The following is a 25957-nucleotide window of genomic DNA, read 5'->3' as shown; positions in this document are numbered from 1 at the left end:
CTTTCGAAAAAGGAAAATTTTCTTCTATATTAATGACTTTAAATACCTTTTATCAATCGCTGTTTCATGTGAAAGAGCTGACAAATATTCTTCTTGTGCTTTTTGTATTTCATCTACAATTGCATCTTGACTATCCACTTCTTTTCCGAGCTCATCATACGTACGGTGAATAGCTTTTTGAATCATTGATAATTGGAAATTATCCATATTACTTCCTCCTTTACGCATTACATAATAGCCAGTATATGCGCGCTGGAGGAGTTTTATACTATGAATTACGCGGTGGACGTTTTCCGAAGTATTGGTAGTAATCTGTACGGATAAATCCGTTAAACAGTTTACGTTTCTTCGATGCATCTTTTCCATAGCACTTCTCAAATGCTTCGTAACTTGTTAATACATACGCTGACCATGTATCTAATGGGCGGAATACTTGTCCCATTTCTTTGTACAATTGTTCAACAAGTGCTTTTTCACTTAAACGTTCTCCGTATGGAGGATTCGTTACAACGTAGCCATAATCCTCTTTTGTTGTGAAATCTTTTACTTGCATTTGTTTAAATGTAATTAAATCGCCCAAGCCTACTTCTTCTGCGTTATCTTGAGCAACTCGAACCATACGATGATCAATATCGGATCCAATGATTTGTAATCGTTGATCATAGTTCGCTAAATCTTCAGCTTCTTGACGAGCTTCACGCCAGTTTTGTTTACCTACCCAGCCCCACTCGTCAGATGCGAAACCACGGTTAAATCCTGGTGCAATGTTTTGTCCAATTAATGCTGCTTCAATCGGAATTGTACCTGATCCACAGAATGGATCAACAAATGGACGATCCGGCTTCCAGTTTGTTAATTTAATTAAAGACGCAGCTAATGTTTCTTTTAACGGAGCTTCCCCTTGATCCATACGGTATCCACGTTTATGAAGTCCAACACCGCTCGCATCAATTGTTAATGTCGCAATATCCTTGAGCATTGCAATCTCGATACGGAATAACGGACCATCTTCTTCAAACCAAGTTGTACGTTTATATGTTGTTTTTAATTTTTCAACGACAGCTTTTTTAACGATACGTTGGCAATCCGAAACACTGAATAATTCAGATTTTAAAGATTTTCCGATAACAGGGAATTCGCCATTCTCTGGAATATAATCTCCCCAGTTTAATGCTTTCGTTTTTTCAAATAGCTCATCAAATGTTGTTGCTTTAAATTCGCCAACTTTAATTTTTACACGGTCCGCAGTACGTAACCATAAATTCGTGCGACAAATCGCCTTTTCATCTGCTTCAAATGTTACTTTGCTGTTTTCTACTTGACATTCATAACCAAGATCGCGAACTTCTCGGGCAACTAACGCTTCAATACCCATTGCCGCTGTTGCAATTAAAGTAACTTTTCCCATTTGCATTCACCTCTTATGTATATTCAAACAATAATTAATAGCAATTGGTCCTATTAATCATTACATTTTACGAAAAATTTTCTCATTAACCATTTTAACTCATACTTTATAACTTCATACAAATAAAAAGCCCTCCTCTAACAAAGGAGAGCTGAGTTATTTCATAGTTGGTTCATAACGTTCTGTAAGCCATGTTCTGTTCCTTTGTACTACAAACGGCCCACGCCTCGTACTCCGGTGGCAATCATCTATCTACAGGTTATAAAACCTGTCCTTTCCCGTCGTTCATTTCCTTGGAAAAGATTCCCCTACCATTATTTGGGTTTCTCGCTCGTGGGGTTTACCTCGTTCCACTCCTATCATTTCTTCAAGGACTTCGTCACTGTGGCACTTTAAAGGTAGTCAAACCATATCCGAAAGGACTTAGGTTTTTTCCCTGCCGTTAAACCAGCCTTACAGCCAGAATACCCTAGCTTATGAATTGGCTAGGCACGAACACTACAGCCATCTCAGGCCGTGCGAGCATGGACTTTCCTCTACAACGTTGGCGTTGCAGCGATTACCCAAACGTTATGACATCCATTAGTATAGTGGAAACAAAAAGATTTTGCAACGTTTTTTTCTATGTAAAATGCTTAAACCTTTTCCCACCTTACATCATTCGTATAACTTACTTCCAAATACAGCTTTTTCTAAGTTAGATAAGCGTTTTAAAATATCCGTATTCGTGTTGTTATAAACTGGTTGTGCAACTGGTGTTTGTACAGGTTGTTGTGGAACTTGCGTTACTGCTAGTTTTTGTTCCTCTAATTCACGCTTTAAACGAGCATTTTGTTGCTTTAATTGCTCAAACTCTTTGTGGAAAGCTTCATAGTCTTTAATGATCATATCAAGAAACTTGTCTACTTCTTCTTGCTGATAACCTCTCATACCTGTTTTAAATTCTTTTTCTAAAATATCTTTCGCTGTTAATTTAATTTTATCCGAAATCATTTTCTTCACCTCAAATTTTTACCAAAACTTTCATTAACTAAATTTTTTCAGAAACAATGCTTTTTGTCAATCATATATACGAGTACTATATTACATATTTACTCTGCATTATTCCACTGTTCCTCTTCTATTATATCTTGTAAATCAGAAAAAAGAATGAAATAACTGTGATAATTTTCTATTTCTCCTTTTTTCTTTGCTGCTTCTACAATATATTTGGGACTTCCTGGTTTTTCTTCATCGTATACCGCTAAAAGCGCATCACTTTTTTCAATAAAAAATTGATTTTTTAATTTAAATTGCTCTGGACTTTCATACTTCCGTTTCGTGATACTATCAACATGGTCTGCTTGAGAAAGGATAAATTCGTAATATTCACGATTATCTTCTTTCCAATTTTCTTCTTGTTCTAAAAACGGAGTGAATACCGCTAATTTTAAATCTGGATATTCTACTTGAATTTCAAAAACAACTTCAGCAGCCCATAATTCTACACCTAATTGGCCACTTATTATAACCCACTCTAAACCATCTTCTACAAAATTGGTTAATTTACGGTGTAACGCTTTCTTTATACACTCCACCCCTGGATGATCATTTTTAAATATTCCAAGTTCAAATGGCTTATATCCTGTTACTGCAATAACTTTCATATCAACACTCCAATTACAAAAAAAGAACTAGCATTTCGCTAGTTCTAACATATCATTTACTTTTTAAACATTCCACCAACGTTTGGTCCGATATTTGGACCGAATGGTGATACGTTTGGTCCAATATTCGGTCCGAATGGTGATACGTTTGGTCCAAACGGAGATACATTTGGTCCTGGACCAAATGGTGATACGTGATGTCCATGATGTCCATGATGTCCATGACCACACGGTCCACATCCGCCACCGAATCCTGGGTCGATTGGGTCCACAACATTTACATTTGAATTTGTTTGTGGGAAGAAGTTTTGGTTTTTAATTTGTTGATGATGTACATGTGTTGTATGTGTTGGGAAAATGTGTGGCACCACCGTTGTTGAAAAAGAGTGTGTTACGCATTGTTTCGTCGGATGAATGACAGGAGCAGTCGTACAAATAGGTCCTGTAGGCTTATGCCCTCCAAAGCAAGGATGACAATGATGCATAGTTTTTTCTCTCCTCTCTCGTTAAAAAAATCTGATTACACTTTACAGTATGAGAAAAGAGAGAAAGCCGTTTGTTATATATACCCATTTATTACAAGGAAATTTGTCTAGTCCTTTATTTCATTTACATTGTTTTTATAGACAATCCTTCAACATCACTTACCAAAAAAGCCTCCAACTTGCTTTACAATACCTGTCACTTGATTCATCGCATTCATCATTTGTCCAGCTGTATTCATCATTTTATTTACATCATAGTTACCATCTGATGTTTTAAATTGAGAAACAAAACTAGAAAACTGGCTTGGCTGTTGTTGCTTTTGCTTACCCTGCGTCGGGTACGGTTGTTTTGGTGGATAAAACATCGCTTGTTGATTAGCATACGGCGATGGTGGTGGCATATAATATTGCGAATTCATATAAGGCTGCTGCTGTGGTTGATTCATGTATGATGATTGCTGAGCTTGTGATTGTTGAGCTTGATTCACATAAGGTTGCTGCTGTTGTGGTTGTTGAGCTTGATTCATAAAGGACACTTCAAACGGTTGATAATAATTTTGATTTCCATAATAAGGCTCGAAAGGATACATATTATACCGTAAATATGTATCCGTATTATATTGGTACATATTTTGCTGTGCATATGGATTCGTTTGCTGATATACGTTAGGTTGTTGAAACATGCATTCTCTCCTCCTTCACATAAGTTTCTACATATATAATATGTACCTATAAAATAATATGTGTGATGGAATATATGTCTATTTTTGTCGGAAGTTTAAATTTTTAAAAAATTAAAAAAGAAAACCCTTCCATGCTATGATAATTAAGAAGAAGATTCTCATGGGGGAGGAATCAACATGGTATTAGGGGATTTAAAACAAGCGTTTTCTCAAAAAAAGGGGTATTGCACAGAGAATGCAAATGAATTATTAGACTTTGCGAGACATTGGTATCTCGAAGGAAAAATATGCATATCAGATTATCGAACATTAATAAAAGAATTAGAAATAAACGGCGCAACAAAACCTACAACAATGACAGAAGCATAAAAATAACAAGAGGGCTCTCCCTCTTGTTATTTACATTGCTCAACTATATTTTGCAAAGTATACGAAATGGCTTGGTGTGTTTCAAAGAATCGTTTACCTTTACCTTTATTTACAAAGCATTGCAACACATTCGTTTGTAAATTATCGTATACTTGATCAATTTGCTGTACATGTATATACTTTGGCTTTTCTTCTTTAATCCACGTATAAGCTAATTCTTTCCACTTCTTTAATTCCTCATCTACCATATCTACAAACGGTTTCATATCCTTATAAAAGTCGTATTCAGTTAGTTCTCTTTTTTTTACATTCGCTTCATTATTATACTGCATGAGTTTTTCTGAAGACTGTATTAATGCTTCATTCTTCATTTCTTTCCCACCTTATTATGCACTCACTACGACGTTTTGAAATGTCTTCACCCAATTCCCTTTTTCTTCGTGATGCACTAATTTATTTTCCATATGTTCAATATGCATTTCTGTTATTTCTATCTTATTACATATTTTTTCACTCGCATCCTTTAATGCATGATTCATTCTAATCCCTATATTCATTTCCAGCAAATCGAGAGAACTTAACATTTGATCCATTTTTTTCATTACATCTTCCTTCTGAACCATCGCCATATACAAAACGCCTCCTTCTTTGCTTTTCCTTTGTCATGTAATTTCGCCGAATGATTCACCACTCCTGCCCACATGACAAAACTAGTTGTTATTCGTCAAAGAAATCATTTCGTATGTCATTTATAGAAATGGTAACAATACAAAAAGGAGGTGTATTACAATGGCAAAGAACAAAAATGAAAAAAAGAAAAACCAAAACAAACAACAAAATAAACCCGAGACTGGCAATCCAAAGCTAGATGGTCCAAACTTCCCTGCTACATAAAGCGAGACTTTATTACGAACATTTAAATTTCAAATCATCCTTAATCTCCTACTAGCATTACGTTTTGAAATTAAAGTTGTAGCACGCATAGCAGGATTTTTTCAAATTAAGAAGTCCCGTCTTCAAAATGGAAGACGGGACTTCTTTTTTATTATATCATGAACTCATCGATCCTTTTAGCAAAACGGTTTACGATAGATAGCCTATAGATTTGTTCTCTCTTTCTTCTATACCATTCTGTTATATTAACTTCCCCTTTAGGTTCTTCAAGTACAAATAGCACATTCATTTTCATATTTGCACAAAACCAATCTCTCATTTTTATTTCTTCATGTAAAATAACAGGATAAATATCTCTAAGTGTTGGCGTATAAGACTTTCGAGTTTCCTTTGCGTAAACTTCATAATCTTCTCTAGACCCAGTATGTGTAGTTTGCAGTGCAAACTTATAAAACGAACCATTATAAATTGGATGAAACAATAACCATGCTAATTTTTTTCCTAGTTCTATACGCTTTTGTAACGTTTCAAATTGATAAACCGAAAACCCATACATTCTCCCTTCAATTGTTGGGAAGATAACTGCACTAATATGAAGTCTTTCTTGTACTTTAAAAAGTGCAGTATGGAATACATGTTTTTTAAAATATGTGTTCTCAATGACTGGTTTTTGAATTTTATTTTGTTCATTTATAATAAGCGCTGTCATAAGTCTATTCATATCTCTTCTTTCCCAGAAAAGTAACCATTCTTTTTCCATAAAAATTGATACATTGAAGTATTGCAACAAATGAAAGAGAGGTGCATGTCTCTTCTTACTTTCCTCATACAATAATAGCTGAGGAAATGCATCTAAAAAAATAATCCAATTAGCCTGTTCGTACAGAAGAAATAAATGTTTTTTTACCGTTCTAGGTAAAACAGTAGCATAATATCTCCCTTCTAAATCAGTCATATTCCAGCCCGCATTTCTCGAAACCATACTCGCTAAAAAGGCCCACCTGATTTCACTATTTCTTAAATAATATTCTTGATAAGATTGTGTCCGAGAAATATTGTCCACATTAGCTATTTCTGTTTTCTTTTTAATATTGTGAATGATTGCTTTTTCTTCCTCTGTACAAAAATTTTTTTCTCGATTTTGTTTAATTTTCATATAATCATTCCATGTAAACATAAATAAGTCATCATACCTTTCATCAAAAAGGTCACATCTTTTTTCATTTTTTGATATAATCACCTTTGTAAGTAATTCTTAGCAAGTTGGGGGTGGACACACTATGACCATTCGTTACCCAAATGGAAAAAGGTATAATCAAGCTTCACAACCTCAAAAAACACCTATAAAAACACATACTTATAGTAATAGAGGTATGTCCCTTGAAGAGGAATTGAATGAAACAAATCAATATTACTTAACCCATAATATTGCATGTGTACATAAAAAGCCTACACCTCTTCAAATTGTAAAAGTAGATTACCCCGCTCGAAGTGCTGCAGTGGTAAAAGAAGCGTATTTTAAACAACCTTCTACAACAGATTACAACGGTGTATACAAAGGGAAATACATCGATTTTGAAGCAAAGGAAACCAAAAATAAAACTAGTTTCCCACTTCAAAACTTCCACCTTCATCAAATTGAACATATGAAGCAAGTGGTTGCTCATAATGGAATTGCATTTGTTATTATTAAATTTACACTTTTTGATGAATTTTATTTACTAGATGCAAAACATATTATTGCATTTTGGAATCGTCAAAATACTGGTGGACGCAAGTCGATTACGAAAGAAGAAATAGAAGAGCATGGATCCTTATTATCATGCGGTTATCACCCTCGGATTGACTATATCCGTGTACTAGACATGGTTTATTTTTCGTGATAGAGTCATCACTAAGGCTCTTTTTTCGACTTTTGGGGGAGAGAATGAAAGGTAGGAGAAAGTATAATGTCAGATAATTATCGTTCTCGTACAGAACGAAATCATGTGAAAAATCAAGAGAAAAAAACACATAAAGAAGAAAAACCAAAGAAAAAAGGCTCCTTTTTCAAGAAATTCCTTATAGGTTGTCTACTTCTTGGTATCGTTGGTCTTGTAGCCGGCGTTTCCGCTTTCTTTGTTATGGTAAAGGACGCTCCAAAATTAGACAAATCCAAACTTGTTAATCCTTTATCAACAAAGTTTCTCGATAAAAACGGAAATTTCTTCTATGAATACGGTGCTGAAAAACGAACACATGTTACTTATGATCAAATTCCAAAAGTAGTTGAAAATGCATTTCTTGCAACTGAGGATTCGCGTTTCTATGATCATAATGGAATTGATTTTAAACGAACTACAAAAGCAGTTATGGAAAATGTCACTGGTGGTTTCGGTTCCCAAGGTGGTAGTACGATTACACAGCAAGTCGTTAAAAACTACTTTCTAACAATGGACAAAACTGCTAAAAGAAAAGTGCAAGAATGGTACTTATCTTACAAATTAGAGCAACAATACTCTAAACATGAGATTTTAGAAATGTACTTAAATAAGATTAATTTAGGTAACCGTTCATACGGTATTGCGACAGCAGCGCAAAAATATTATGGTAAAGATTTGAAAGACTTGCAATTACATGAAGCTGCTATGCTCGCTGGTTTACCCCAAGGTCCAAACATTTATGATCCAACAAAAAAGGAAAATGTTGAACGAGCAACAAATCGTCGTAATGTCGTATTATCATTAATGAATCGACATGGTTATATAACAAAAGAAGAAATGAATAACGCCGTTAAGATTCCAGTAACTGAGGGCCTTCAACCGTCTTCAGAAGTAACTGAGATGAAGTATCAAGCATTTTTAGATGCGGTTGTAAAAGAAGTTGAAAAAGAATATCCTGATGTAAATATCGGTTCAGATGGTTTAACGATTCATACAACACTTGATCAAGATGCTCAAGATTACGCCGACAAAATTATGGATGGCAATCTTATTAAGTATCCGGACGATCAATTCCAAGGGTCATTCGTATTTATGGATACACAGTCTGGAGAAGTTCGAGCAATTGGTGCTGGACGTAAAGAAAGTAAGTCTACTTTCAAAGGTCATAATATGGCAACTGATTTAAAACGCCAAGTTGGTTCAACAATGAAACCAATTTTCGACTACGGTCCGGCAATTGAAAATTTACAATGGTCTACATACCATCAATTAAACGACTCAGAATATACGTATTCCAATGGTAAGAAAATACAAAATGCAACAAAGAGTTACAAAGGTGACGTTTCACTACGTGAAGCTTTGAAAAAGTCATTAAACATTCCAGCTTTAAAGACAGCACAAACAGTTGGTCTTAATAAGTCAAAAGAATTTGCTGAAGGTTTAGGCATGACCTTTAAAGAAGGAAAAGTCTACGAATCAACAGCAATCGGTAGTAACGATAGTTCTCCATTAGAAGTAGCAGGTGCATATGCAACCTTTGGTAATAGTGGTAACTATAATAAACCACACTTCGTAAAAGAAGTAACCTTCCCGGACGGGAAAAAGAAAAGCTTTAAACCGAAAGAACATCGCGCAATGCAAGACTATACAGCTTATATGGTTACTGACGTTCTTCGTGACGTAGTAAAACCTGGTTCTGGTGGTACAGGTCCAACAGCATACGTTTCAGGTGTTGACGTAGCAGGTAAAACAGGAACACAAAACTTTGATGAATCAGTTCTTCAAAAATATGACATCCCAGCTGATGCAAACAGAGATAGCTGGTTTGCTGGATATACGCCACAATACACAATGGCTGTTTGGACCGGTTACGAAAAAGATGGTCCAAAAAATTATGTTAGCGATCGCTCCACTAGAATTGCACAGCAAATGTTCCAAGTAATGATGAGCAAATTCGCTACAGATAAATCACGCTTTGAACGTCCTTCTTCTGTACAAGAAATAAACGGAGAGTTATACGTAAAAGGTGCGAAAAAAGATGCAATTAAACAAATTAAAGTAGATGCTCCTAGTGGTCTGAATGTCACTTTTGATGGCGCTAGCACAGTTACACTAAACTGGTCTGGACCAGCAGAAGTTGATGCATATGCAGCCAGCTATAAAGCAACTGACGGTTCAAGTGGTAGCCTATCAATAAGTGGTACGACAGCTACTCTTGGTGGTATTAAACCAGGTGTTACTTACAGCTTCTCTGTAGTAGCGAAAAAAGGCACTGGAACAAGCCCAGCAGTTGGTGCATCTTTCACTGCGCCTGGCGGAACTCCAGATGCGAAAAAAGCTGAAGAAGAGGCTAAGAAAAAGGCCGATGAAGAAGCTAAGAAAAAAGCTGATGAGGAAGCCCAGAAAAAAGCTAATGAAGATAAAGTAAAACAAGAAGAAGCTAAGAAAAAAGCTGATGAAGAAGCTAAGAAACAACAAGAACAACAGCAGCAACAACAAGAACAACAACGCAAACAGCAAGAAGAAGCTCAAAAGAAAGCTGATGAAGAAGCTAGAAGAAAAGCTGAAGAAGAAGCTAAGAAAAAAGCTGATGAAGAAGCTAAGAAGAAAGCTGAAGAAGAGGCCAAGAAAAAAGCTGAAGAAGAGGCCAAGAAACAACAAGAACAGCAACACCAAAATACCGGAGGAGATACACCTCACGCAGACGGTACTGTTGTTACAACAGAGTCCTAATATACAAAAAAGAAGTCCGTTTCTCTTAACGAGAAGCGGACTTCTTTTTTGTTATCATTCTCTTTACATACAGCTTTTCTATTTCGATATACAACTGCGCTAATTGAATATAAGAATGATAATTACTCGGTTTCTTTATAATGAATGAATATCTTTCCATAAAATTAACAGGTTGCACTTTTAATTTATTCGTATTTATTTGCATTTCATTCAAACTATGAACAGGTTGTTCATTTAGCCAATAGACAACCGATAACAAGTGAGCTGCAAAAAGAATCATTGGTCCCTCAGCCTCTTGCTTATTTCTATTTCGAAACAGTATAGCAATGTCTTCATGCTTATTTTTCCATACATTCAACATCACTGGAATGCTGTTTTCAATTTCCTTCCATGGCTCATACTGTCTTTCAATATCAAATATAAAGTAAGTATTTTGTATTATCTCTTCAAAAGAATTGTCTGTATGATACTTAATTAAATTTATACTTTCTTCAAAAAATGGTAAACAGTGAAATTCTTTCGGTATTTCTATAACTCGCTCCATCCTTTATTTCACCTTCATTCGCTTCTTTCCTTCACGACATACTTCTAACAGTCTGCACTCCTCACATTGCGGTCGTTGTGCTTTACAGTGATAACGTCCAAAGAAAATCATACGATGATGTGTAACTCCCCACTCATCCATCGGTACTTTCTTCATTAATGTTTTTTCTACTTCTAACACAGAGTCTTTCCATCTACACATAGCTAATCGTTTACTCACTCGCTCCACATGTGTATCAACAGCAATTGCCGGAATTCCAAACGCTACGGAAACTACAACATTTGCTGTTTTTCTCCCTACTCCTGGTAATTTCGTCAACTCGTCACGGTCTTCTGGAACTTTTCCATTGTAATCATCCAGCAACATCTGACATAATTTTTGAATGTTTTTTGCTTTATTTCTATACAACCCAATAGAACGTATATCTTGTTGTAACTCTTCTAAAGATACACTTAAATAATCTTCTGGTGTTTTATATTTTTGAAATAAATTTTTCGTCACTTTATTTACAAGTGCATCTGTACATTGTGCAGATAGTGCTACCGCGATTACTAATTCAAAAGGATTCTCATGAATTAATTCACAATGTGCTTCTGGATACATATCCGCCATTGTGTCTAAACAATAGCGAATTTGTGTTTTATTTAACATATACTTCCTCCTATATTACTGCTCCAACCAATTATAAAAAGGCACTTTTCCAGTAAATTTCGTCTCTTGTTTTGTCATTTGTTGTGCCCTTTGTTGATTCGCTCTAAATTTTTGACCTTGATTTTGAGCCTGATCTACCGTTTTAATTCCATTCTTTTTCCACTCAAATAAAATACGATCAATATATCGGAAATTTAGTTTTCCACTCATTACAGCTTCTCTAAGAGCCGCTTGAATTAAATTTGGATGATGTTGATCTTGGTCCTCCCACATCCCTAACGTTTCACATTCGAACGGCGAAAGTGGTCTTCCAAATTCTTTTTCAAATACTGTATATAAATTTACTTGTAGCTGTTTTTTTTCTTTTTGCTCTTCCTCTATTGATTCATCCATTAAGAAATGTAATATTTTTTCCCATAACGGTTGTAAAGAATAACTTTCGCACATCATCGCTTCTGATCTTTGTCCACCTTCTAGTGATAAAAAACCTTTTTGAATCAACGTCTGAATTACTTCCATACATTTCATTTCCGTTATCGTCATCCGTTCAGAAATCTCTGAAGGAGTCGGAAACGAATTACCTGATTCTAAAAATGTGTGTACATGAAGTACAACCATAAATTCCGTCTCATTTAAACCTAATTTTTTATAATGCATCATAAGCAATTTTGGAATTGCAATGCTTCCCTGCTCAAACCACTGTAACATCATTTTCTTTTTCATCACCAAACACCTCGCTCTCTAGTATAACACACCTTTAGCTATTTCTTTTTGCCACAATCCGTCAAAAAAACCTCCCCATTAATAGGGAGGTTTTTTATATTACATGAATGAAATATAAAATTAAGCTTGCACTTTACTTTTCATAAATGTATGGATGCGCTCTAATGCTTTCTCTACTTGTTCAAGAGATGTCGCATATGATAAACGAACATTATTTGGAGCACCAAATCCTGTACCTGGTACAAGAGCCACTTTTTCCTCTTCTAATAGAGCTTTTGCCCAATCATCAACTGTTGCATATCCTGATAAAGCTACAGCTTCTTTTACGTTAGGGAATAAGTAAAATGCACCTTGCGGTTTAATACAAGTAAAGCCAGGGATTTGAATTAATTTATCATAAATGATGTTTAATCTCTCTTCAAAGGCTTGACGCATTGTTTCCACAGGTTCTTGTGAGCCTGCGTATGCCGCAATTGCGCCGTATTGAGCGATTGAAGTAGGGTTTGACGTACTATGACTCGCTAAGTTCGTCATCGCTTTAATAAGCTGCTTATTTCCTGCAGCATATCCAATACGCCATCCTGTCATAGAATGAGATTTAGATACACCATTAATAATAAGTGTTTGTTCTTTTAATGCATTAGAAAGCTGGGCAATTGAAGTATATTCTACGCCACCATAAATTAATTTTTCATAAATTTCATCAGAAACGATTAAAATATCATGTTCTAAACATACTTCTCCAAGCTGTTGTAATTCTTCTTTGCTATAAATCATTCCTGTTGGATTGCTCGGTGAATTAATAATAACTGCTTTCGTTTTCTCTGTAATTGCCTCACGCAGCTGCTTTGCTGTAATTTTGTACTCATTGTCTTCTAAACCTTCTACATAAACCGGCTTACCGCCAGCAAGCTTTACTTGCTCTGGATAGCTTACCCAGTAAGGAGTTGGGATGATAACTTCATCTCCCTCATCAAGTAATACTTGGAATAATGTATATAATGCATGCTTTGCACCATTACATACAATAATTTCAGATGGATCATACGCAATACCTTGATCGCGAGTAAATTTCTTCACAATTTCTTGTTTTAACGATTGTAATCCACCTGTTGGTGTATACTTCGTATGCCCTTCTAACATCGCTTTATGTGCAGCATCCATAATATGCTCTGGTGTATTAAAGTCAGGTTCCCCTGCCCCTAATCCAATTACATCATGACCCTCTGCTTTTAATGCTTGTGCCTTTGCTGTAATTTCTAAAGTTGAAGACGGTGTTAAAGCAGCTACTCGCTTTGCTAATTTCATTTGTAGTTCCCCCTACATCTATTTTTCAATGCTATATCGTCTTAAAAATTTTCCATCTTTAAATTCAAGATAGTAATAACTATAACGATTGTCATCATCAATATATGTAACTTCCCATAGTGGTACATCATTTTCAAAGCCTAATTTCACTTTCATAATCTCTTTCGGCTTACTTTTTGATTCCTTACTTTCATTGCCGACTTGCTCTATTGTTCTTTGTATAGCCTCTTTTTCAGAAATACCTTCGCTCTTTTTCCTTACTACAGTATCCCCTTTTTTCTCAGGCACCCAAACGATAAGTTGTTCTCCCTTTTCATCTGTACCTTGCACGACTATATATGCAGATTTTCCGTTGTAATAATCAACAGATTTCACCTTTGTAAGCTTTGCTTTTTCTTTAGCAATTTCTACAAATTTCGACTCTTTTGGAATTTTCTTTCCCATCGCTTTATTATAAACATACGCCCCATATATTCCGCTAGCAACGATAACAATAATGATTGCAAAGATCCACTTTTTCATTGTATCACTACGTTCTGTAAATCGTAAATACAGCTGTTTCTTTATCTTTTTCGTCTAATGCTAGTCCGAACATGAGGTCCTGCTCTTTTAACGTACGATTTAAACTATCAACAATTTTATACAAATCCGACGAATATTTAATACGCGTCGTTGATAGTACTTCGATTTTCTTATCCATGAAAAAACTCCTCCGTTACACAAAAATTTCTAATTATAGAAGAACGCAATGCGGTTACAATAAGAGTACATTCTTTACAACCCCTGCTTCATCACCCATCTATTATAGCAGGACATGTACAGCAAAAAAAGGTTTCAAGTCGAAAACCAACACATTTTGTATACAAGAAGTAAGAAAAATAAAATTCCTCCTACCCACATTTTTTACGCCTGAAGTTTATAAGTACTTCAGGCGTATTTTTCTTCCATTTTTATTCATTTGATGGTTCTTCTAATTGTACTAACAATTCTTCTAATGGTCCTTCATAAAGAGGTACGTTAGGAATCGATTGTAGAAATCGTTTTCCATAGGAAGAACTCGTCAAACGACGATCTAACACTACTACCGTTCCTGTATCTGTATTCGTTCGAATTAAGCGGCCGAATCCTTGTTTGAAACGTAATATTGCTTGTGGGAGCGCTAATTTAGCGAATACATCTTCACCTTGATTTTTTAGCCACTCACCTTTCGCTTCCATCATCGGCTGATGAGGAGGTGTAAATGGTAGACGGACTATAACAAGACAACTTAAGGCATCTCCAGGAATATCTATTCCTTCCCAGAAACTGCTCGTCCCTAATAAAATTGATTTGTCGAACTCTTGAAACTTTCGAATTAAGCGGCTTCGACTTCTATTATTCACACTTTGGGTGAGTAATAAATAACCCTCTAATTCATCATTATTTTTTAAATTCGCATACGCTTCTTTTAACATTTCATACGAAGTGAATAAAACGAGCATTCTGCCTTTTGTGGCTTTTGCTATCTTTGCAATATGTTCCGATACAGATTCAATATATCGCTCATTACTTACTTGCTTAATAAAAGGTACATCCGTTGAAACCATTAATTTCATCTGTTCATCATAACGAAATGGTGACGGAACCTTTAAAGTATTTGGAGCGAAATCATGTAAACCAAGTTCCTCTTTTATATAATCAAACGTATCGTTAACTGTTAGTGTTGCGGATGTAAAAATAACACTCTTTTTTTCTGTTAAAAATTCATCAGCAAATCTTTCACCAATATGGACAGGCTGTGCGTATAGAACTGTTGAATGAATCGTCCCTTTCGTTTCAGTCTCCATCCAAGTTACATACGAATTCTTTTCTAATACGAGTAACTGTAATGATTCTGCCATCTTTCTCAGCAACTCAATTAAATGCATAAATTCACCTGTTACAACATGCATCTCCCATTCTAACTTACTTTGCAATATATCCACTTGCTTCTCAAGAGCAGTTACTACCCTTCTTAATTCATATATAAAACGATTTGTTAATTCGACGATACTATCCCACAACTTACCTTTTTCTAGTTCTGCGTTATACCTATAGATGAGCGGCATATTATTCGTTCCTTGCTCTTGCTTTGTTTGTTTAAATATAAAAGTACGTAACATTTGGAAGAGTTCATCCGCATCAAACTTAAGTTCCTTCAAACTATAACTTATCATACGGAAAGTTGAACGAGATGCTTGCTCTGATTTTTTCATCATTTTATATACTTTGGAGAGTACATCTTCTGTTTCTAGCGTCCCAAGACGAGATATAACCAATTGAAAATACATACAAGAGAACTGTTCACCCAATGTTCTACTCGCAGCTTCTTCAATATGGTGAGCTTCATCAAAAATAATATGTTCGCATGAAGCAAACAACGGTTCTTCACTTGAAAAATCTTGAAATAATAACGCATGATTTGTAATAACGATATCTGCAAATAAAGCTTTATTCTTCGCTCGCTGGTAAAAACAACGACTAAACCAATTACTTTGCATACCGCCTGGACTATACGCATCGCTACAAATACGATTCCAAAGTAACTTTCCGCCCTCAGGAATATTTAATTCGTCTCGATCACCTGTTTCAGTTTGCAATAGCCAAACTAAAATCTTCGCCTTCGTAAGTGCCATATCATAATTTTTTTCTTCCTCTTGCAAAGCATACTCAAATTTATGTAAGCATAAATAATGCTTTCTTCCTTTTAGAAGAGCTGCCTCAAATGAAAATGGCATTATTTTTTGTAATAACGGAATTTCTTTTTCTAATATTTGTTGTTGGAGTTGTACCGTTTGTGTACTTATAATGACAGGTTCTTCTTTTCTCTTTGCAAAATAAAGACTAGGAAGCAAATAAGCGAGAGTCTTTCCTGTTCCTGTACCGGCTTCAATTAGTGAAAAACGAGAATCTCTTAAAGCCGTATATATCTCTTTCATCATCAGTTGTTGACTTTCTCTTCTTTCAAACTTTGGCATATGTGATTCCAATTTATCCATCGTTTTATTCAAGAAAGCATCAAACTTTGATGAACACGTTTCTCCAAGGTTTAAGGAATAGTTCCGCTTTTTCAGCGCAATATTTCGATGTATTTCATACTCCGTTATATCTTCTTTACCGTGCATTACTTTCTTTAAAATATTTTCAGAAAGCACATCAGCTATATCGCTTTGGAACACATCACTTAATTCATAAAGCGATTGCAACGTGACAAGTGGTAACTTTTCAATTTCATTTAAAAATTGTAAAAATAATTCCGCTGTTGCAAGAGCATCACTATCCGCACGATGTGGTTGATTGTGCTCTAGTTCATGCTTCTTAGCTAAATCACGTAATTTATAACTATCGGCTGTCGGCAAAAGAATTTGAGCCAATTCAACCGTGTCGATTTTCGGACAATGTATTTCTGTATATCCAGCTTGCCTTAATTCTTCATTTAAAAAATTCCAATCAAAGTGAACATTATGCGCAACGAAAGCCGCACCTTGTAATAGCTCAACAATCATCGGGGCTACATCTTGAAATAACGGGGCTTGTTTTACAAGACTTTCATCAATCCCTGTTAATTCTGTAATAAATGGTGGGATCTCTCTCTTTGGGTTAACAAAAGACGAAAAAATCTCCAATATCTCTCCATCTTCTACTACAACAGCTGCAATTTGGGTAATTTTATCCTTCCCATCTTTCCAGGAGTTCCCTGTCGTCTCTAAATCAACAACGACATAACGCTTACTCATATATGTAACACCTCAATTTCTTACCTTTCAAACAACAATAATTTATATAATGTTACTATACCACGTTTTATCTCATCTTAATGAAAAGATGCACAAAAAAGCTATCTCCGCAATAGAGATAGCCTTTCTACTTATAATATCGTACTCGCTTTTTCAGCACCTAACATTTCAATAATTTGATTATTATCGTCTAATACTGCAATTTTTGGTTCTTGTTTATGAATCTCTTCTTCCGTAACTAGCCCATAACAAATAATAATTACTTTGTCCCCTGGTTGTACAAGCCTTGCCGCAGCACCGTTTAAACAAACAACACCACTACCGCGTTCCCCTTTAATAACGTATGTCTCTAAGCGAGCACCATTATTATTATTTACAATTTGGACTTTTTCGTTTTCTACAATATTTACTGCATCCATTAAGTCTTCATCAATTGTAATACTACCTACATAATTTAAATTTGCCTCCGTTACAGTTGCACGATGTAACTTTGCTCTCATCATTGTGCGAAACATAGATGCTCCCCCTTATTTAACCGTTAATGTTATATTGTCAATTAATCTTACATTTTCAAACTTAACTGCAATAGCTAAAATGATTCTTCCTTCGACTTTCTCTACCATTGTTAATGACGGATATGCATATAAATCTGCATAATCTACAGTGCCTTTCGTATGCGTCTCAATATACTCTTTCACAAGATTTGTAATGATTTCCGGATTACGTTCACCTGCCTCAATTCTTTCTTTCGCCATACATAGGCTGCGGTATAAATGAAGAGCTTCTTCACGTTCATCTTGTGATAGGTACACGTTACGAGAACTTTTCGCTAAACCATCTTCTTCCCTTACAATATCAACTGGTACGATTGTAACTGGAATATTGAAATCAGTTACAAATCCTTCAATTACTGCAACTTGTTGAGCATCTTTCATACCGAAATAAGCACGCTTTGGCAGCGTAATATTAAATAGTTTCATTAGTACAGTTGCAACACCAGCAAAATGACCAGGTCTTTGTTGACCGCATAATACGTCCGTGCGCTTCACAACTTCTACCGTTGTTGTTTGTTCTGCTGGATACATTTCTTCTACACTCGGATAAAATAAATAATCTACACCGTTTTCTTTTGCTACATTTTCATCTCTATCAATATCACGAGGATATCGATCTAAATCTTCATTTGGGCCAAATTGTAGTGGGTTTACAAATACACTTAAAACTACAATTTCATTTTCTTCTCTTGCCTTACGTAATAAAGTAGCATGGCCTTCATGTAAATAACCCATTGTTGGAACAAAACCAATACTCTTTCCACTTGCACGAAGTTCGCTCGTAATTTGCTGCATCTCTTGCACTGTAGTTACGATTTTCATTATTGTTTTCCTCCGTATAACGCTAAACATTCTTCCTCTTTCATTGTGAACGAATGTTTTTCTTCAGGAAATTGTCTTGTCTTTACTTCAGTAACATATTGTGAAATCCCACGCACAATTTCCTCTTGAACAGACGTATATTGCTTCACAAATTTCGGAACACGATTTACGCCGTATGAGATAAGATCATGATAAACAAGCACTTGCCCATCTACTTTTTGTCCTGCACCAATCCCAATTGTCGGTATTGTTAGTTGCTCTGAAATAAGTTCTGCTAACTGCATTGGTACACATTCTAACACAAGCGCTATTGCACCAGCTTCTTCACATTTCTTTGCATCTTCTATTAATTTTTTTGCACTCTCCGCATCTTTTCCTTGCACTTTATATCCACCCAACACTCCTACAGATTGAGGGGTTAGACCTAAATGCGCTACAACAGGAATTCCTGCGTTCGTCAAATATTGAATCGTCGATATAACTTCTCCAGCACCTTCTACCTTCAGTGCGTGTGCCCCGCTCTCTTGAACGATGCGGCGTGCATTCACCATCGTTTCTTGTAATGATACGTGATACGACATAAATGGCATATCAGTTACAATAAACGTCTCTTTCGCTCCGCGGCGTACAGCTTTCGTATGATGAATCATATCCTCTACTGTTACAGGTACTGTTGAATCGTATCCGAGTACAACCATTCCAAGAGAATCTCCAACTAGAATCATATCAACTTCAGCTTCTTCTGCTAATTTAGCAGATGGATAATCATACGCCGTTAGCATTGTAATCGGCTCACCTTGCTCTTTCATCTTCAAAAAATCTGTTTTTGTTTTCAAAAACTACTCCTCCTTTATGCAGGAGAGAGGAGATGGCCGAAATCATATAAAAAAACCCCTCTGGCCATAAAAGGGCAGAAGGGTTGTGTGTTAGTCGGCATTATTCATCCCTCTGTCCCAGTCCGTTATTGGATCAAGGCAGAATCCAAGTTATTATTTTTCGTATGACTTCGAATCATGGTGCAGTTCGCTCTGATACTGCCCACATTCGAACTAATTATAGCAAACTACAAAAAGGAATTACTACATTTTTTTGAAAAAATAATTTTTTATTCTTATTACGGTATATGAAATTTAACACGAGAGTATATATGCTATACAGTTTTTATGGATAATTCAATCCTGAAAAGATACATGTTTTTTCAACGCATGTTAAAAAAGTCCAAGTTAATTTTTTCTGTAATCAATTTAACTATATAGTATAACTCTTAAACTAATGATGCAGGTTAATTGAGGAAAGTACTTAACAAAGGAGAATTGCAGATGTCTATGAACAGGTGGTTATTTCGATTCAGCAGTTTGCTTGTAATGTTTGTATGGTGGATGTCTTTAGGATCCTCCCATGTATTTGCCTCAGTTCATGTCGTAACACAACCCACCGATTTAACGAAAGTGATTGAGGTTGAACTAAATGATGATTACTTTAATCCAAATGTCATCACGATTCCGCTTGAAGGATCAACAACATTACTATTGAAAAATAAAGGTAAAAACGAGCACACCTTTACAGTGAAAAAACTCGGTATTGACGTCGTAGTCCAGTCAGGAAAAGAAAAGAATATTACCGTGAAACCTAAAAATACTGGTACATATGAATTAATATGTCGATACCATCTTCTTAAAGGAATGGCAGGCAAAGTAATCGTCAAATAACATGCCAGGCCAACTCGACGGAAGCTATTTTGAAATGAACTTTAAATACGAAAAGAATTTATTATCATGTTACAAATTCAACTCAAAACTATTGAAATAAAAAGAAGTTCCAAAAGAGGAACTTCTTTTACTTAATTTCGATATCTGCAGAATGAATATGATGTACTTTTCCTTCATGGTCTTCTAGAAGCAATACACCATCCTCTGTAATTCCTTTTGCTACACCCGTAATCGTCTCTCTCATTGTTCGAGCGGTAATTTCTTTCCCGATGCTCACAGCGTAACTTTCCCAAAGAATTTTAATGACAGAGAAACCATTTTTTAAATATTCTTCATATAATTTTTCTAGTTGCAAATAGATTTGTTGCATAAGTTCTGCACGAACAATCGGCTTACCTGATTCAATCGCTAATGAAGTAGCGATGTGCTGAATTTCTTCATCAAAATGTTCTTGCTTTTGATTCGCATTAATACCGATGCCCATAATGACAGCATTAATTTTATCAGGATCCGCTTGCATTTCTGTTAATATACCTACAGCCTTTTTACCTTGAATTAAAATATCATTTGGCCATTTTATTCCTACGTTTACACCTGTACATTTTTCAATTGCCTGTGCAACACTAACAGCCGCTAACAAAGTAAGTTGCGGTGCATGATGAACTGGGATTGATGGGCGTAAAATAATACTCATCCAAATCCCTGTTCCTTTTGGTGAATGCCATTTTCTGCTTAAACGACCTCTTCCCGCTGTTTGTTCTTCTGCTACAACGACAGTTCCTTCTTCTGCACCTTCATAAGCAAGTTTTGCTGCAATGTGCTGCGTTGATTCAACAGTTTCTTCAAAATACACTGTTCTACCAATCCGCTTCGTTTGTAGCCCTAACTGAATTTCATTAGCAGTCACTTTGTCTGGCTTACTTGCAATTCGGTAACCTAATCGGCGCACAGCTTCAAGTTCATATCCCTCACTCCGCAGATCCTCCATATGTTTCCACACAGCAGTTCTTGAACAACCAAGTTTATCACTAATTGTTTGGCCGGATACAAACTCGCCATCCGCTTCAGAAAAAACTTGCAATAACTGCTTTCTTATAGTAGATTGCATCCTTGCAGCCACTCCCTTATACGCTCTTTCTCATTAACTACGTTTCCTTGTACGATTGCTTCTTCGATTTTCTGAAGCATTTCAGCAACCCACGGACCAGGCTTTTTGTTTGCCCAGTTTAATAAATCATTACCAGTCACATTCATTTCTTGACGCTCCTGGATTGGCAATGCATGAAACATTGATTGTACTCGTTCAATAGATGTAGGATCATAGCTTTCAATCATCGCTTCATATACTCTCTCTGCCATTTCAGCGATATGAATTCCCGTTTTATAAAGAAGGACTGTATCCCAATCCTTCTCCTTTCTAGTACGAATTGCCAATAAAACTGCAACAATATCTTTTATTTTTTTATTCGAAAACTTCCATTGACGTAAAAAGACAGATGGATGTTCTTCTCCGATACAATATAAGAAAAATGCCCACGCCTCAATATCCGTTTCGAAAGAATCCCATTTATACTGCGTAGCTTTTAACAGTCTCTCTTCTGACATTTGTAAATATGGCAAATGAGAAAATAGCTTCGTCTCTACTAATTCTTTGAGACCTTTCACACAATATGTACCAGTTAACAGTTTCTCAAACTCTACTGTAATACGCTCAATTGCTATATGTTCTAGCAAATGCCCATACGTTTCAATCGCTTGCTTCGTTTTCATTTCTAATGAAAAACCTAACGTGCTTACAAACCGAATACCACGCATCATTCGCAGGGCATCTTCTTGAAAACGATCCGCAGCATTTCCAACTGTCACAATTTCTCTCTGTTGAATGGCTTCCTGTCCAGCAAATAAATCAACCATTTTGCCTTCTCCTGTCATAGCAATTGCATTCATCGTGAAATCACGACGTTTTAAATCCTCTTCTAATGAACGAACAAATTGAACACTACTAGGTCTTCGAAAATCTTCATATTCGCTTTCTGTTCGAAAAGTAGTTACCTCATAAGGCTCACCATTTTCTACAACAATTACAGTTCCATGCTCAAGACCAACAGGAACATTTCTTGGGAATATAGCCATCACTTCTTCTGGTAGAGCAGATGTCGCAATATCAATATCTCCAATCGGCCTATCGATAATAAGATCTCGTACGCTCCCACCAACAAAGTAAGCCTCATGTCCTTGTTGCTTTAATGTCTCAATAATAGCACTAGCTTTTTTAAATCTTTCCATTTTTGTCATCCCTTAGTACGTCATAGTAAATCGTTTCATATTGTGAAACAATTTTTTCTGAGCGAAATTGCTCATAAACACTTTCTCTTGCTCGTTCTCCCATATTACGGTGAAGTTCCTCGTCCTTTAATAGCTGAATAGCTTGATTTGCCACTCCTGTTGTATCGCCAACTTCACATAAATATCCTGTTTCCCCGTGTTGAATAACCTCTGGAATACCTCCAACCCGCGTTCCGATACAAGGTACACCACACGCCATTGCTTCTAATAAAACAAGACCAAAACTTTCCTTCTCTGATAGAAGCAACATTAAATCACTCATCGCAAGTAGTTCTGCAACATTATCTTGCTTCCCTAGGAATAAAACGCGATCTTCAATATGTAAATTCTTCACTATCTGTAAAATCGTACAGAATTCTGGTCCGTCTCCAACAAGAAGCAACTTCGCATCTACTTCTTTAACAATTTTAGCAAATGCCTGAACAACATCCTGCACACGTTTCACTTTACGGAAATTCGAAATATGAATAAGTACTTTTTCACTCTCACTTATACCATATTCTTTCTTTAATTGAGACATATTACGCTTGAAATATACACGTTCGTCTATAAAGTTATATACCGTTTGAATTTCTTTACTTGGTTTTACAAGCTCATGTGTTTCGTTAATTAATGAATGCGAGACAGCAGTAACAACATCCGATTGCTCAATACCAAAACGAATTAAATTATTTAACGAAGGGTCGGAACCTAACACAGTAATATCTGTTCCATGCAAGGTTGTGACAATTTTAATACGCTCTCCGATCATTTGTTTTGCTAAATATGCACAAATTGCATGTGGTATTGCGTAATGCACATGTAAAATGTCTAGGTTTTCTCTTTGTGCAACCTCGGCCATTTTACTTGCTAACGCTAAATCGTATGGTGGATATTGAAATACAGAGTATTGATTTACCGTCACTTCATGAAAATAAATGTTTGGATATACTTTATTTAATCGGAATGGTAAACCCGATGTAATAAAGTGAATTTCATGCCCACGTTCCGCCAATTGCTTTCCTAATTCTGTTCCAACAACTCCAGAACCACCTACAGAAGGATAACATGTAATACCTATTTTTAATTTCATTTACATCCCCCTAATAAATCAGCATGTAATAAAACCGGTTTCTTACTCATAAATCCCTCGGCATACAAGACTCCAACTTCTTTTCCAAACATCTTCTCACGAGCGATCACAGTTTCAACGTAACCTTCTGTTAACGGTGTCTTAACACCATCGCTCCCTGTTGAAAACTGACTTTCATACGCTTCTAATGCTTCTACCTTTATAGAGAGGTACTCACTTATATCTATACAAAAATTCGGTTTATGAAAACCATTAATCATATAATTATAAAAAGACTCCACACGATGTGGTGAAAGTTCCGGCATATATTTACGGATTCCTGCTGAAAAAATAGCCTCTTCCACAAGCTTTGCACAATTTGCATGATCTGGATGGCGATCTTCATAGTACGGCGCAAAAACTAGTTTTGGTTTATATGTACGGATCACCTTGACAATTTCACGTATATACTCTTCTTTCATATACAAACCACGGTCTGGCATCGCTAAATTCAGCCTCGTTTTTACTCCCATTATACGAGCTGCGACCTTCGCTTCTTCTTTTCTCAACTCTATCGTTCCATTTGAAGAAAGATCAGCTTCTGTTAAATCACAAATACCTACTTCATACCCTTGCTTTGTATATTTAGCGATGGTACCAGCCATGCCGATTTCAACATCATCGGCATGAGCACCAAACGCTAATATATGTAATCCACTCATAATTGTTCCCCTCATTTTCTTAACTTACGATAATCTAAATCTCCTCGCTCTAATGCGTGCATTAACATTTCAGCACTTGCCATATTCGTTGCAAGTGGAATCGCATATACATCACATAAACGAAGCAATGCATTCACATCCGGTTCATGCGGCTGTGCTGTTAATGGATCGCGGAAGAAAATCACCATATCTAAATCGTTCTTTGCAATCATTGCACCAATTTCTTGATCTCCACCAAGAGGGCCAGATTGATATCTTGTTACAACTAATCCAGTCGCTTCCATAATACGAAGCCCTGTCGTTCCTGTTGCAAATAATTCATGTTGTTCAAAAATTGGTTTATATGCGTATGCAAACGAAACCATATCATTTTTCTTTTTGTCATGTGCGATTAAGGCAATTTTCATCCGTTGTCTCCCCTTTAGTCGATAATATTTTCTAAACCGTACACAAGATGATCAAGGTTCATTACTGTCTCAATTGATAGTTTTACACCTGACATAAATGATGCACGATTGAATGAATCATGACGAACTGTTAACATTTGTCCATCTCCACCGAACATTACTTCTTGGTGTGCAATAAGCCCTGGCAAACGTACACTATGAATGTGAATACCGTCTACATTTGCACCACGTGCACCTGCTAGTTGCTCTACTTCATTTGGATGACCTTGCTGCTTTGATTCACGATTTTGACGAATTAACTCTACCGTTTTTACAGCTGTACCAGATGGTGCGTCTAATTTTTGATCATGATGTAATTCAATTACCTCAACATCTTGGAAATATTTCGCTGCCATTTGTGAGAATTTCATCATAAGAACTGCACCAATTGCAAAGTTTGGAGCAATAATTGTTCCTACTGCTTTTTCTTTTGCATTCTCTTTTAAACGTGCCAATTCTTCTTCTGTAAATCCAGTTGTACCAATAACCGAACGAAGTCCACGCTCAACTGCAAGTGTAACGTGTTGTTTCCCCACTTCTGGTGTTGTTAAATCTAACAACACATCTGCTTCTACTTCATCTAAACAAGTATGTAAATCAGCGTAAATCGGTGCATGTACTGCTGGCATGCCAGGTAAATCAGAAATCTTCTCACCACCATGCTTATAATCCACTGCTGCTACTAAATTAAAATGTTCCGTTCTTTCCATAAGAAGAACTGCTTCATGTCCCATACGTCCTCTTGGTCCGGCGATAATTACTTTAATTTCTTTCATTATTCTTTCTCTCCCTCATCAATACGTGTCCAGCGATCTTTATCACGTGTATTAAATTTATTCATTACAATGTTATGTGCTGTCTCTAAATCAATATTTAAACTATTTGCCATACAAATCATAACAAATAATACATCTCCAAGCTCTTCTTCAATACTTCTTTCTTTTTCAGTTGTTTTCTTCGGTTTCTCACCATAATAATGATTTACCTCTCTTGCAAGCTCTCCCATTTCTTCCGTTAAACGAGCCATCATTGCAAGCGGACTGAAATAACCTTCTTTAAACTGACCAATATATGCATCTACTTCTTTCTGCATATCTTTCATCGTTTTTGCTTCCATACTATTCACCTCTAATCCTTCCTCTTTCATGTTAGCCAATTCATCGCGATTTGACAAATATTATTCCCC

31 protein-coding genes and 1 other RNA gene are annotated in these 25957 nt (G+C 36.0%); 5 read left to right on the top strand and 27 right to left on the bottom strand.

Annotated features, from left to right (window positions below):
* Positions 1 to 24: 24 nt before the first annotated feature.
* From MKY21_RS07915 to MKY21_RS07885, 7 genes are all read right to left on the bottom strand, one after another.
* Positions 25 to 207, bottom strand: a complete 183-nt coding sequence (locus MKY21_RS07915) for a DUF3921 family protein (protein WP_000368569.1) — start codon at positions 205 to 207, stop codon at positions 25 to 27.
* A gap of 61 nt (positions 208 to 268) precedes the next feature.
* Complete coding sequence (locus MKY21_RS07910; protein ID WP_341075855.1) at positions 269 to 1408, bottom strand: THUMP domain-containing class I SAM-dependent RNA methyltransferase; 1140 nt, start codon at positions 1406 to 1408, stop codon at positions 269 to 271.
* Positions 1409 to 1588: 180 nt separating this feature from the next.
* An RNA gene (gene rnpB / locus MKY21_RS07905) (RNase P RNA component class B) lies at positions 1589 to 1979 on the bottom strand.
* Positions 1980 to 2065: 86 nt separating this feature from the next.
* Positions 2066 to 2401, bottom strand: a complete 336-nt coding sequence (gene gpsB, locus MKY21_RS07900) for a cell division regulator GpsB (protein WP_000622431.1) — start codon at positions 2399 to 2401, stop codon at positions 2066 to 2068.
* A gap of 98 nt (positions 2402 to 2499) precedes the next feature.
* On the bottom strand, positions 2500 to 3054 hold the full coding sequence (locus MKY21_RS07895) for a DUF1273 domain-containing protein (protein ID WP_000862912.1): 555 nt from the start codon (positions 3052 to 3054) through the stop codon (positions 2500 to 2502).
* 56 nt (positions 3055 to 3110) lie between these two features.
* Positions 3111 to 3539 carry a CotD family spore coat protein gene (locus tag MKY21_RS07890; protein ID WP_000546268.1) on the bottom strand — a complete coding sequence of 143 codons (429 nt, stop codon included), beginning with the start codon at positions 3537 to 3539 and terminating at the stop codon, positions 3111 to 3113.
* Positions 3540 to 3694: 155 nt separating this feature from the next.
* Positions 3695 to 4222, bottom strand: a complete 528-nt coding sequence (locus MKY21_RS07885; protein WP_341075853.1) for a YppG family protein — start codon at positions 4220 to 4222, stop codon at positions 3695 to 3697.
* 177 nt (positions 4223 to 4399) lie between these two features.
* Between MKY21_RS07885 and MKY21_RS07880 the strand changes: the two genes are divergently transcribed.
* Positions 4400 to 4591, top strand: a complete 192-nt coding sequence (locus MKY21_RS07880) for a YppF family protein (RefSeq protein WP_000242652.1) — start codon at positions 4400 to 4402, stop codon at positions 4589 to 4591.
* A 26-nt stretch (positions 4592 to 4617) separates the two neighbouring features.
* Here MKY21_RS07880 and MKY21_RS07875 read toward each other — a convergent pair whose 3' ends face one another.
* Together MKY21_RS07875 and MKY21_RS07870 are read right to left on the bottom strand one after the other, a co-directional pair.
* Positions 4618 to 4962 (bottom strand): YppE family protein, encoded by a 345-nt coding sequence (locus tag MKY21_RS07875; RefSeq protein ID WP_000786940.1) that lies wholly within the window; start codon positions 4960 to 4962, stop codon positions 4618 to 4620.
* A 15-nt stretch (positions 4963 to 4977) separates the two neighbouring features.
* The gene (locus tag MKY21_RS07870; protein WP_001252036.1) at positions 4978 to 5220 is read right to left on the bottom strand and encodes a hypothetical protein; all 243 of its coding nucleotides are present in this window, start codon (positions 5218 to 5220) and stop codon (positions 4978 to 4980) included.
* A gap of 85 nt (positions 5221 to 5305) precedes the next feature.
* Here MKY21_RS07870 and MKY21_RS07865 point away from each other — a divergent pair, with 85 nt between their 5' ends.
* Positions 5306 to 5485 carry a hypothetical protein gene (locus MKY21_RS07865; protein ID WP_001987054.1) on the top strand — a complete coding sequence of 60 codons (180 nt, stop codon included), beginning with the start codon at positions 5306 to 5308 and terminating at the stop codon, positions 5483 to 5485.
* Between the two features lie 151 nt (positions 5486 to 5636).
* On the opposite strand, the gene MKY21_RS07860 is transcribed toward MKY21_RS07865, so the two are convergent.
* Positions 5637 to 6662 carry a DUF2515 domain-containing protein gene (locus MKY21_RS07860; protein ID WP_000495653.1) on the bottom strand — a complete coding sequence of 342 codons (1026 nt, stop codon included), beginning with the start codon at positions 6660 to 6662 and terminating at the stop codon, positions 5637 to 5639.
* A gap of 103 nt (positions 6663 to 6765) precedes the next feature.
* Here MKY21_RS07860 and recU point away from each other — a divergent pair, with 103 nt between their 5' ends.
* Both recU and MKY21_RS07850 read left to right on the top strand, forming a co-directional pair.
* Positions 6766 to 7368, top strand: coding sequence for a Holliday junction resolvase RecU (gene recU / locus MKY21_RS07855; protein WP_000155598.1), 603 nt, complete (start codon positions 6766 to 6768; stop codon positions 7366 to 7368).
* A gap of 66 nt (positions 7369 to 7434) precedes the next feature.
* Complete coding sequence (locus MKY21_RS07850; RefSeq protein WP_206904357.1) at positions 7435 to 10140, top strand: PBP1A family penicillin-binding protein; 2706 nt, start codon at positions 7435 to 7437, stop codon at positions 10138 to 10140.
* A 25-nt stretch (positions 10141 to 10165) separates the two neighbouring features.
* On the opposite strand, the gene MKY21_RS07845 is transcribed toward MKY21_RS07850, so the two are convergent.
* The 10 genes from MKY21_RS07845 to panB form a co-directional block, all read right to left on the bottom strand.
* On the bottom strand, positions 10166 to 10684 hold the full coding sequence (locus MKY21_RS07845) for a YpoC family protein (RefSeq protein WP_016117494.1): 519 nt from the start codon (positions 10682 to 10684) through the stop codon (positions 10166 to 10168).
* 3 nt (positions 10685 to 10687) lie between these two features.
* Positions 10688 to 11335: an endonuclease III gene (gene nth, locus MKY21_RS07840; protein ID WP_016117493.1), complete on the bottom strand. Its 648-nt coding sequence runs from the start codon at positions 11333 to 11335 to the stop codon at positions 10688 to 10690.
* A gap of 15 nt (positions 11336 to 11350) precedes the next feature.
* Positions 11351 to 12058 carry a DNA replication protein DnaD gene (gene dnaD, locus MKY21_RS07835; RefSeq protein WP_000728552.1) on the bottom strand — a complete coding sequence of 236 codons (708 nt, stop codon included), beginning with the start codon at positions 12056 to 12058 and terminating at the stop codon, positions 11351 to 11353.
* A 120-nt stretch (positions 12059 to 12178) separates the two neighbouring features.
* Entirely contained in the window at positions 12179 to 13366 is a 1188-nt protein-coding gene (gene aspB / locus MKY21_RS07830; RefSeq protein ID WP_000761571.1) for an aspartate transaminase AspB, read from the bottom strand.
* 18 nt (positions 13367 to 13384) lie between these two features.
* On the bottom strand, positions 13385 to 13888 hold the full coding sequence (locus MKY21_RS07825; RefSeq protein ID WP_000758739.1) for a cell wall elongation regulator TseB-like domain-containing protein: 504 nt from the start codon (positions 13886 to 13888) through the stop codon (positions 13385 to 13387).
* A gap of 7 nt (positions 13889 to 13895) precedes the next feature.
* Positions 13896 to 14066, bottom strand: a complete 171-nt coding sequence (locus tag MKY21_RS07820; RefSeq protein ID WP_000358352.1) for a YpmA family protein — start codon at positions 14064 to 14066, stop codon at positions 13896 to 13898.
* Between the two features lie 250 nt (positions 14067 to 14316).
* Positions 14317 to 17121, bottom strand: coding sequence for an ATP-dependent DNA helicase DinG (gene dinG / locus MKY21_RS07815; protein WP_341075848.1), 2805 nt, complete (start codon positions 17119 to 17121; stop codon positions 14317 to 14319).
* A gap of 131 nt (positions 17122 to 17252) precedes the next feature.
* Entirely contained in the window at positions 17253 to 17636 is a 384-nt protein-coding gene (gene panD, locus MKY21_RS07810) for an aspartate 1-decarboxylase (protein ID WP_000490183.1), read from the bottom strand.
* Positions 17637 to 17648: 12 nt separating this feature from the next.
* Entirely contained in the window at positions 17649 to 18497 is an 849-nt protein-coding gene (gene panC, locus MKY21_RS07805; protein WP_000707024.1) for a pantoate--beta-alanine ligase, read from the bottom strand.
* On the bottom strand, positions 18497 to 19333 hold the full coding sequence (panB, locus tag MKY21_RS07800) for a 3-methyl-2-oxobutanoate hydroxymethyltransferase (RefSeq protein WP_000851108.1): 837 nt from the start codon (positions 19331 to 19333) through the stop codon (positions 18497 to 18499). The genes panC and panB overlap by 1 nt, the downstream gene beginning before the upstream one ends.
* A gap of 483 nt (positions 19334 to 19816) precedes the next feature.
* Between panB and MKY21_RS07795 the strand changes: the two genes are divergently transcribed.
* On the top strand, positions 19817 to 20206 hold the full coding sequence (locus MKY21_RS07795; RefSeq protein ID WP_086392154.1) for a cupredoxin domain-containing protein: 390 nt from the start codon (positions 19817 to 19819) through the stop codon (positions 20204 to 20206).
* Between the two features lie 127 nt (positions 20207 to 20333).
* Here MKY21_RS07795 and MKY21_RS07790 read toward each other — a convergent pair whose 3' ends face one another.
* The 7 genes from MKY21_RS07790 to MKY21_RS07760 are packed head-to-tail and all read right to left on the bottom strand — an operon-like array spanning position 20334 to position 25888.
* Positions 20334 to 21314: a biotin--[acetyl-CoA-carboxylase] ligase gene (locus tag MKY21_RS07790; protein ID WP_016117490.1), complete on the bottom strand. Its 981-nt coding sequence runs from the start codon at positions 21312 to 21314 to the stop codon at positions 20334 to 20336.
* On the bottom strand, positions 21299 to 22492 hold the full coding sequence (locus tag MKY21_RS07785; RefSeq protein WP_086392153.1) for a CCA tRNA nucleotidyltransferase: 1194 nt from the start codon (positions 22490 to 22492) through the stop codon (positions 21299 to 21301). The genes MKY21_RS07790 and MKY21_RS07785 overlap by 16 nt, the downstream gene beginning before the upstream one ends.
* A complete protein-coding gene (bshA, locus tag MKY21_RS07780) occupies positions 22479 to 23624 on the bottom strand; it encodes an N-acetyl-alpha-D-glucosaminyl L-malate synthase BshA (protein ID WP_000768305.1) in 1146 nt (381 codons plus the stop codon). The genes MKY21_RS07785 and bshA overlap by 14 nt, the downstream gene beginning before the upstream one ends.
* Positions 23621 to 24325: a bacillithiol biosynthesis deacetylase BshB1 gene (gene bshB1, locus MKY21_RS07775; RefSeq protein WP_000015673.1), complete on the bottom strand. Its 705-nt coding sequence runs from the start codon at positions 24323 to 24325 to the stop codon at positions 23621 to 23623. The genes bshA and bshB1 overlap by 4 nt, the downstream gene beginning before the upstream one ends.
* 11 nt (positions 24326 to 24336) lie before the next feature.
* Positions 24337 to 24732, bottom strand: coding sequence for a methylglyoxal synthase (gene mgsA, locus MKY21_RS07770; protein ID WP_000684765.1), 396 nt, complete (start codon positions 24730 to 24732; stop codon positions 24337 to 24339).
* A gap of 14 nt (positions 24733 to 24746) precedes the next feature.
* Positions 24747 to 25547 carry a dihydrodipicolinate reductase gene (gene dapB, locus MKY21_RS07765; RefSeq protein ID WP_137070194.1) on the bottom strand — a complete coding sequence of 267 codons (801 nt, stop codon included), beginning with the start codon at positions 25545 to 25547 and terminating at the stop codon, positions 24747 to 24749.
* Positions 25547 to 25888 (bottom strand): nucleotide pyrophosphohydrolase, encoded by a 342-nt coding sequence (locus MKY21_RS07760; RefSeq protein ID WP_002108639.1) that lies wholly within the window; start codon positions 25886 to 25888, stop codon positions 25547 to 25549. Before MKY21_RS07760 ends, dapB begins: the two co-directional genes overlap by 1 nt.
* Between the last annotated feature and the right edge of the window lie 69 nt (positions 25889 to 25957).

It is taken from the genome of Bacillus sp. FSL R9-9497, assembly GCF_038005805.1.
GTDB classification, from domain to species: domain Bacteria; phylum Bacillota; class Bacilli; order Bacillales; family Bacillaceae_G; genus Bacillus_A; species Bacillus_A cereus.
Note: the sequence above shows the minus strand (reverse complement) of the source record. Positions and strands in the feature narration are given on the sequence as shown.

What these genes read in the sequence shown, in the direction of transcription:
- MKY21_RS07875 (WP_000786940.1), bottom strand. Translation starts at nt 4,962, where the DNA reads ATGAAGAATGAAGCATTAATACAGTCTTCAGAAAAACTCATGCAGTAT.
- aspB (WP_000761571.1), bottom strand. Translation starts at nt 13,366, where the DNA reads ATGAAATTAGCAAAGCGAGTAGCTGCTTTAACACCGTCTTCAACTTTA.
- MKY21_RS07845 (WP_016117494.1), bottom strand. Translation starts at nt 10,684, where the DNA reads ATGGAGCGAGTTATAGAAATACCGAAAGAATTTCACTGTTTACCATTT.
- MKY21_RS07910 (WP_341075855.1), bottom strand. Translation starts at nt 1,408, where the DNA reads ATGGGAAAAGTTACTTTAATTGCAACAGCGGCAATGGGTATTGAAGCG.
- panC (WP_000707024.1), bottom strand. Translation starts at nt 18,497, where the DNA reads ATGAAAATCGTAACTACAGTGCAAGAGATGCAGCAAATTACGAGCGAA.
- MKY21_RS07760 (WP_002108639.1), bottom strand. Translation starts at nt 25,888, where the DNA reads ATGGAAGCAAAAACGATGAAAGATATGCAGAAAGAAGTAGATGCATAT.
- recU (WP_000155598.1), top strand. Translation starts at nt 6,766, where the DNA reads ATGACCATTCGTTACCCAAATGGAAAAAGGTATAATCAAGCTTCACAA.
- MKY21_RS07870 (WP_001252036.1), bottom strand. Translation starts at nt 5,220, where the DNA reads ATGGCGATGGTTCAGAAGGAAGATGTAATGAAAAAAATGGATCAAATG.
- bshB1 (WP_000015673.1), bottom strand. Translation starts at nt 24,325, where the DNA reads ATGAGTGGATTACATATATTAGCGTTTGGTGCTCATGCCGATGATGTT.
- gpsB (WP_000622431.1), bottom strand. Translation starts at nt 2,401, where the DNA reads ATGATTTCGGATAAAATTAAATTAACAGCGAAAGATATTTTAGAAAAA.
- MKY21_RS07860 (WP_000495653.1), bottom strand. Translation starts at nt 6,662, where the DNA reads ATGTTTACATGGAATGATTATATGAAAATTAAACAAAATCGAGAAAAA.
- panD (WP_000490183.1), bottom strand. Translation starts at nt 17,636, where the DNA reads ATGTTTCGCACAATGATGAGAGCAAAGTTACATCGTGCAACTGTAACG.
- MKY21_RS07825 (WP_000758739.1), bottom strand. Translation starts at nt 13,888, where the DNA reads ATGAAAAAGTGGATCTTTGCAATCATTATTGTTATCGTTGCTAGCGGA.
- mgsA (WP_000684765.1), bottom strand. Translation starts at nt 24,732, where the DNA reads ATGAAAATTGCCTTAATCGCACATGACAAAAAGAAAAATGATATGGTT.
- MKY21_RS07795 (WP_086392154.1), top strand. Translation starts at nt 19,817, where the DNA reads ATGTCTATGAACAGGTGGTTATTTCGATTCAGCAGTTTGCTTGTAATG.
- dnaD (WP_000728552.1), bottom strand. Translation starts at nt 12,058, where the DNA reads ATGAAAAAGAAAATGATGTTACAGTGGTTTGAGCAGGGAAGCATTGCA.
- MKY21_RS07895 (WP_000862912.1), bottom strand. Translation starts at nt 3,054, where the DNA reads ATGAAAGTTATTGCAGTAACAGGATATAAGCCATTTGAACTTGGAATA.
- nth (WP_016117493.1), bottom strand. Translation starts at nt 11,335, where the DNA reads ATGTTAAATAAAACACAAATTCGCTATTGTTTAGACACAATGGCGGAT.
- MKY21_RS07790 (WP_016117490.1), bottom strand. Translation starts at nt 21,314, where the DNA reads ATGCAATCTACTATAAGAAAGCAGTTATTGCAAGTTTTTTCTGAAGCG.
- MKY21_RS07880 (WP_000242652.1), top strand. Translation starts at nt 4,400, where the DNA reads ATGGTATTAGGGGATTTAAAACAAGCGTTTTCTCAAAAAAAGGGGTAT.
- MKY21_RS07850 (WP_206904357.1), top strand. Translation starts at nt 7,435, where the DNA reads ATGTCAGATAATTATCGTTCTCGTACAGAACGAAATCATGTGAAAAAT.
- MKY21_RS07915 (WP_000368569.1), bottom strand. Translation starts at nt 207, where the DNA reads ATGGATAATTTCCAATTATCAATGATTCAAAAAGCTATTCACCGTACG.
- MKY21_RS07885 (WP_341075853.1), bottom strand. Translation starts at nt 4,222, where the DNA reads ATGTTTCAACAACCTAACGTATATCAGCAAACGAATCCATATGCACAG.
- bshA (WP_000768305.1), bottom strand. Translation starts at nt 23,624, where the DNA reads ATGAAATTAAAAATAGGTATTACATGTTATCCTTCTGTAGGTGGTTCT.
- MKY21_RS07890 (WP_000546268.1), bottom strand. Translation starts at nt 3,539, where the DNA reads ATGCATCATTGTCATCCTTGCTTTGGAGGGCATAAGCCTACAGGACCT.
- dinG (WP_341075848.1), bottom strand. Translation starts at nt 17,121, where the DNA reads ATGAGTAAGCGTTATGTCGTTGTTGATTTAGAGACGACAGGGAACTCC.
- dapB (WP_137070194.1), bottom strand. Translation starts at nt 25,547, where the DNA reads ATGAAAGAAATTAAAGTAATTATCGCCGGACCAAGAGGACGTATGGGA.
- MKY21_RS07820 (WP_000358352.1), bottom strand. Translation starts at nt 14,066, where the DNA reads ATGGATAAGAAAATCGAAGTACTATCAACGACGCGTATTAAATATTCG.
- MKY21_RS07785 (WP_086392153.1), bottom strand. Translation starts at nt 22,492, where the DNA reads ATGGAAAGATTTAAAAAAGCTAGTGCTATTATTGAGACATTAAAGCAA.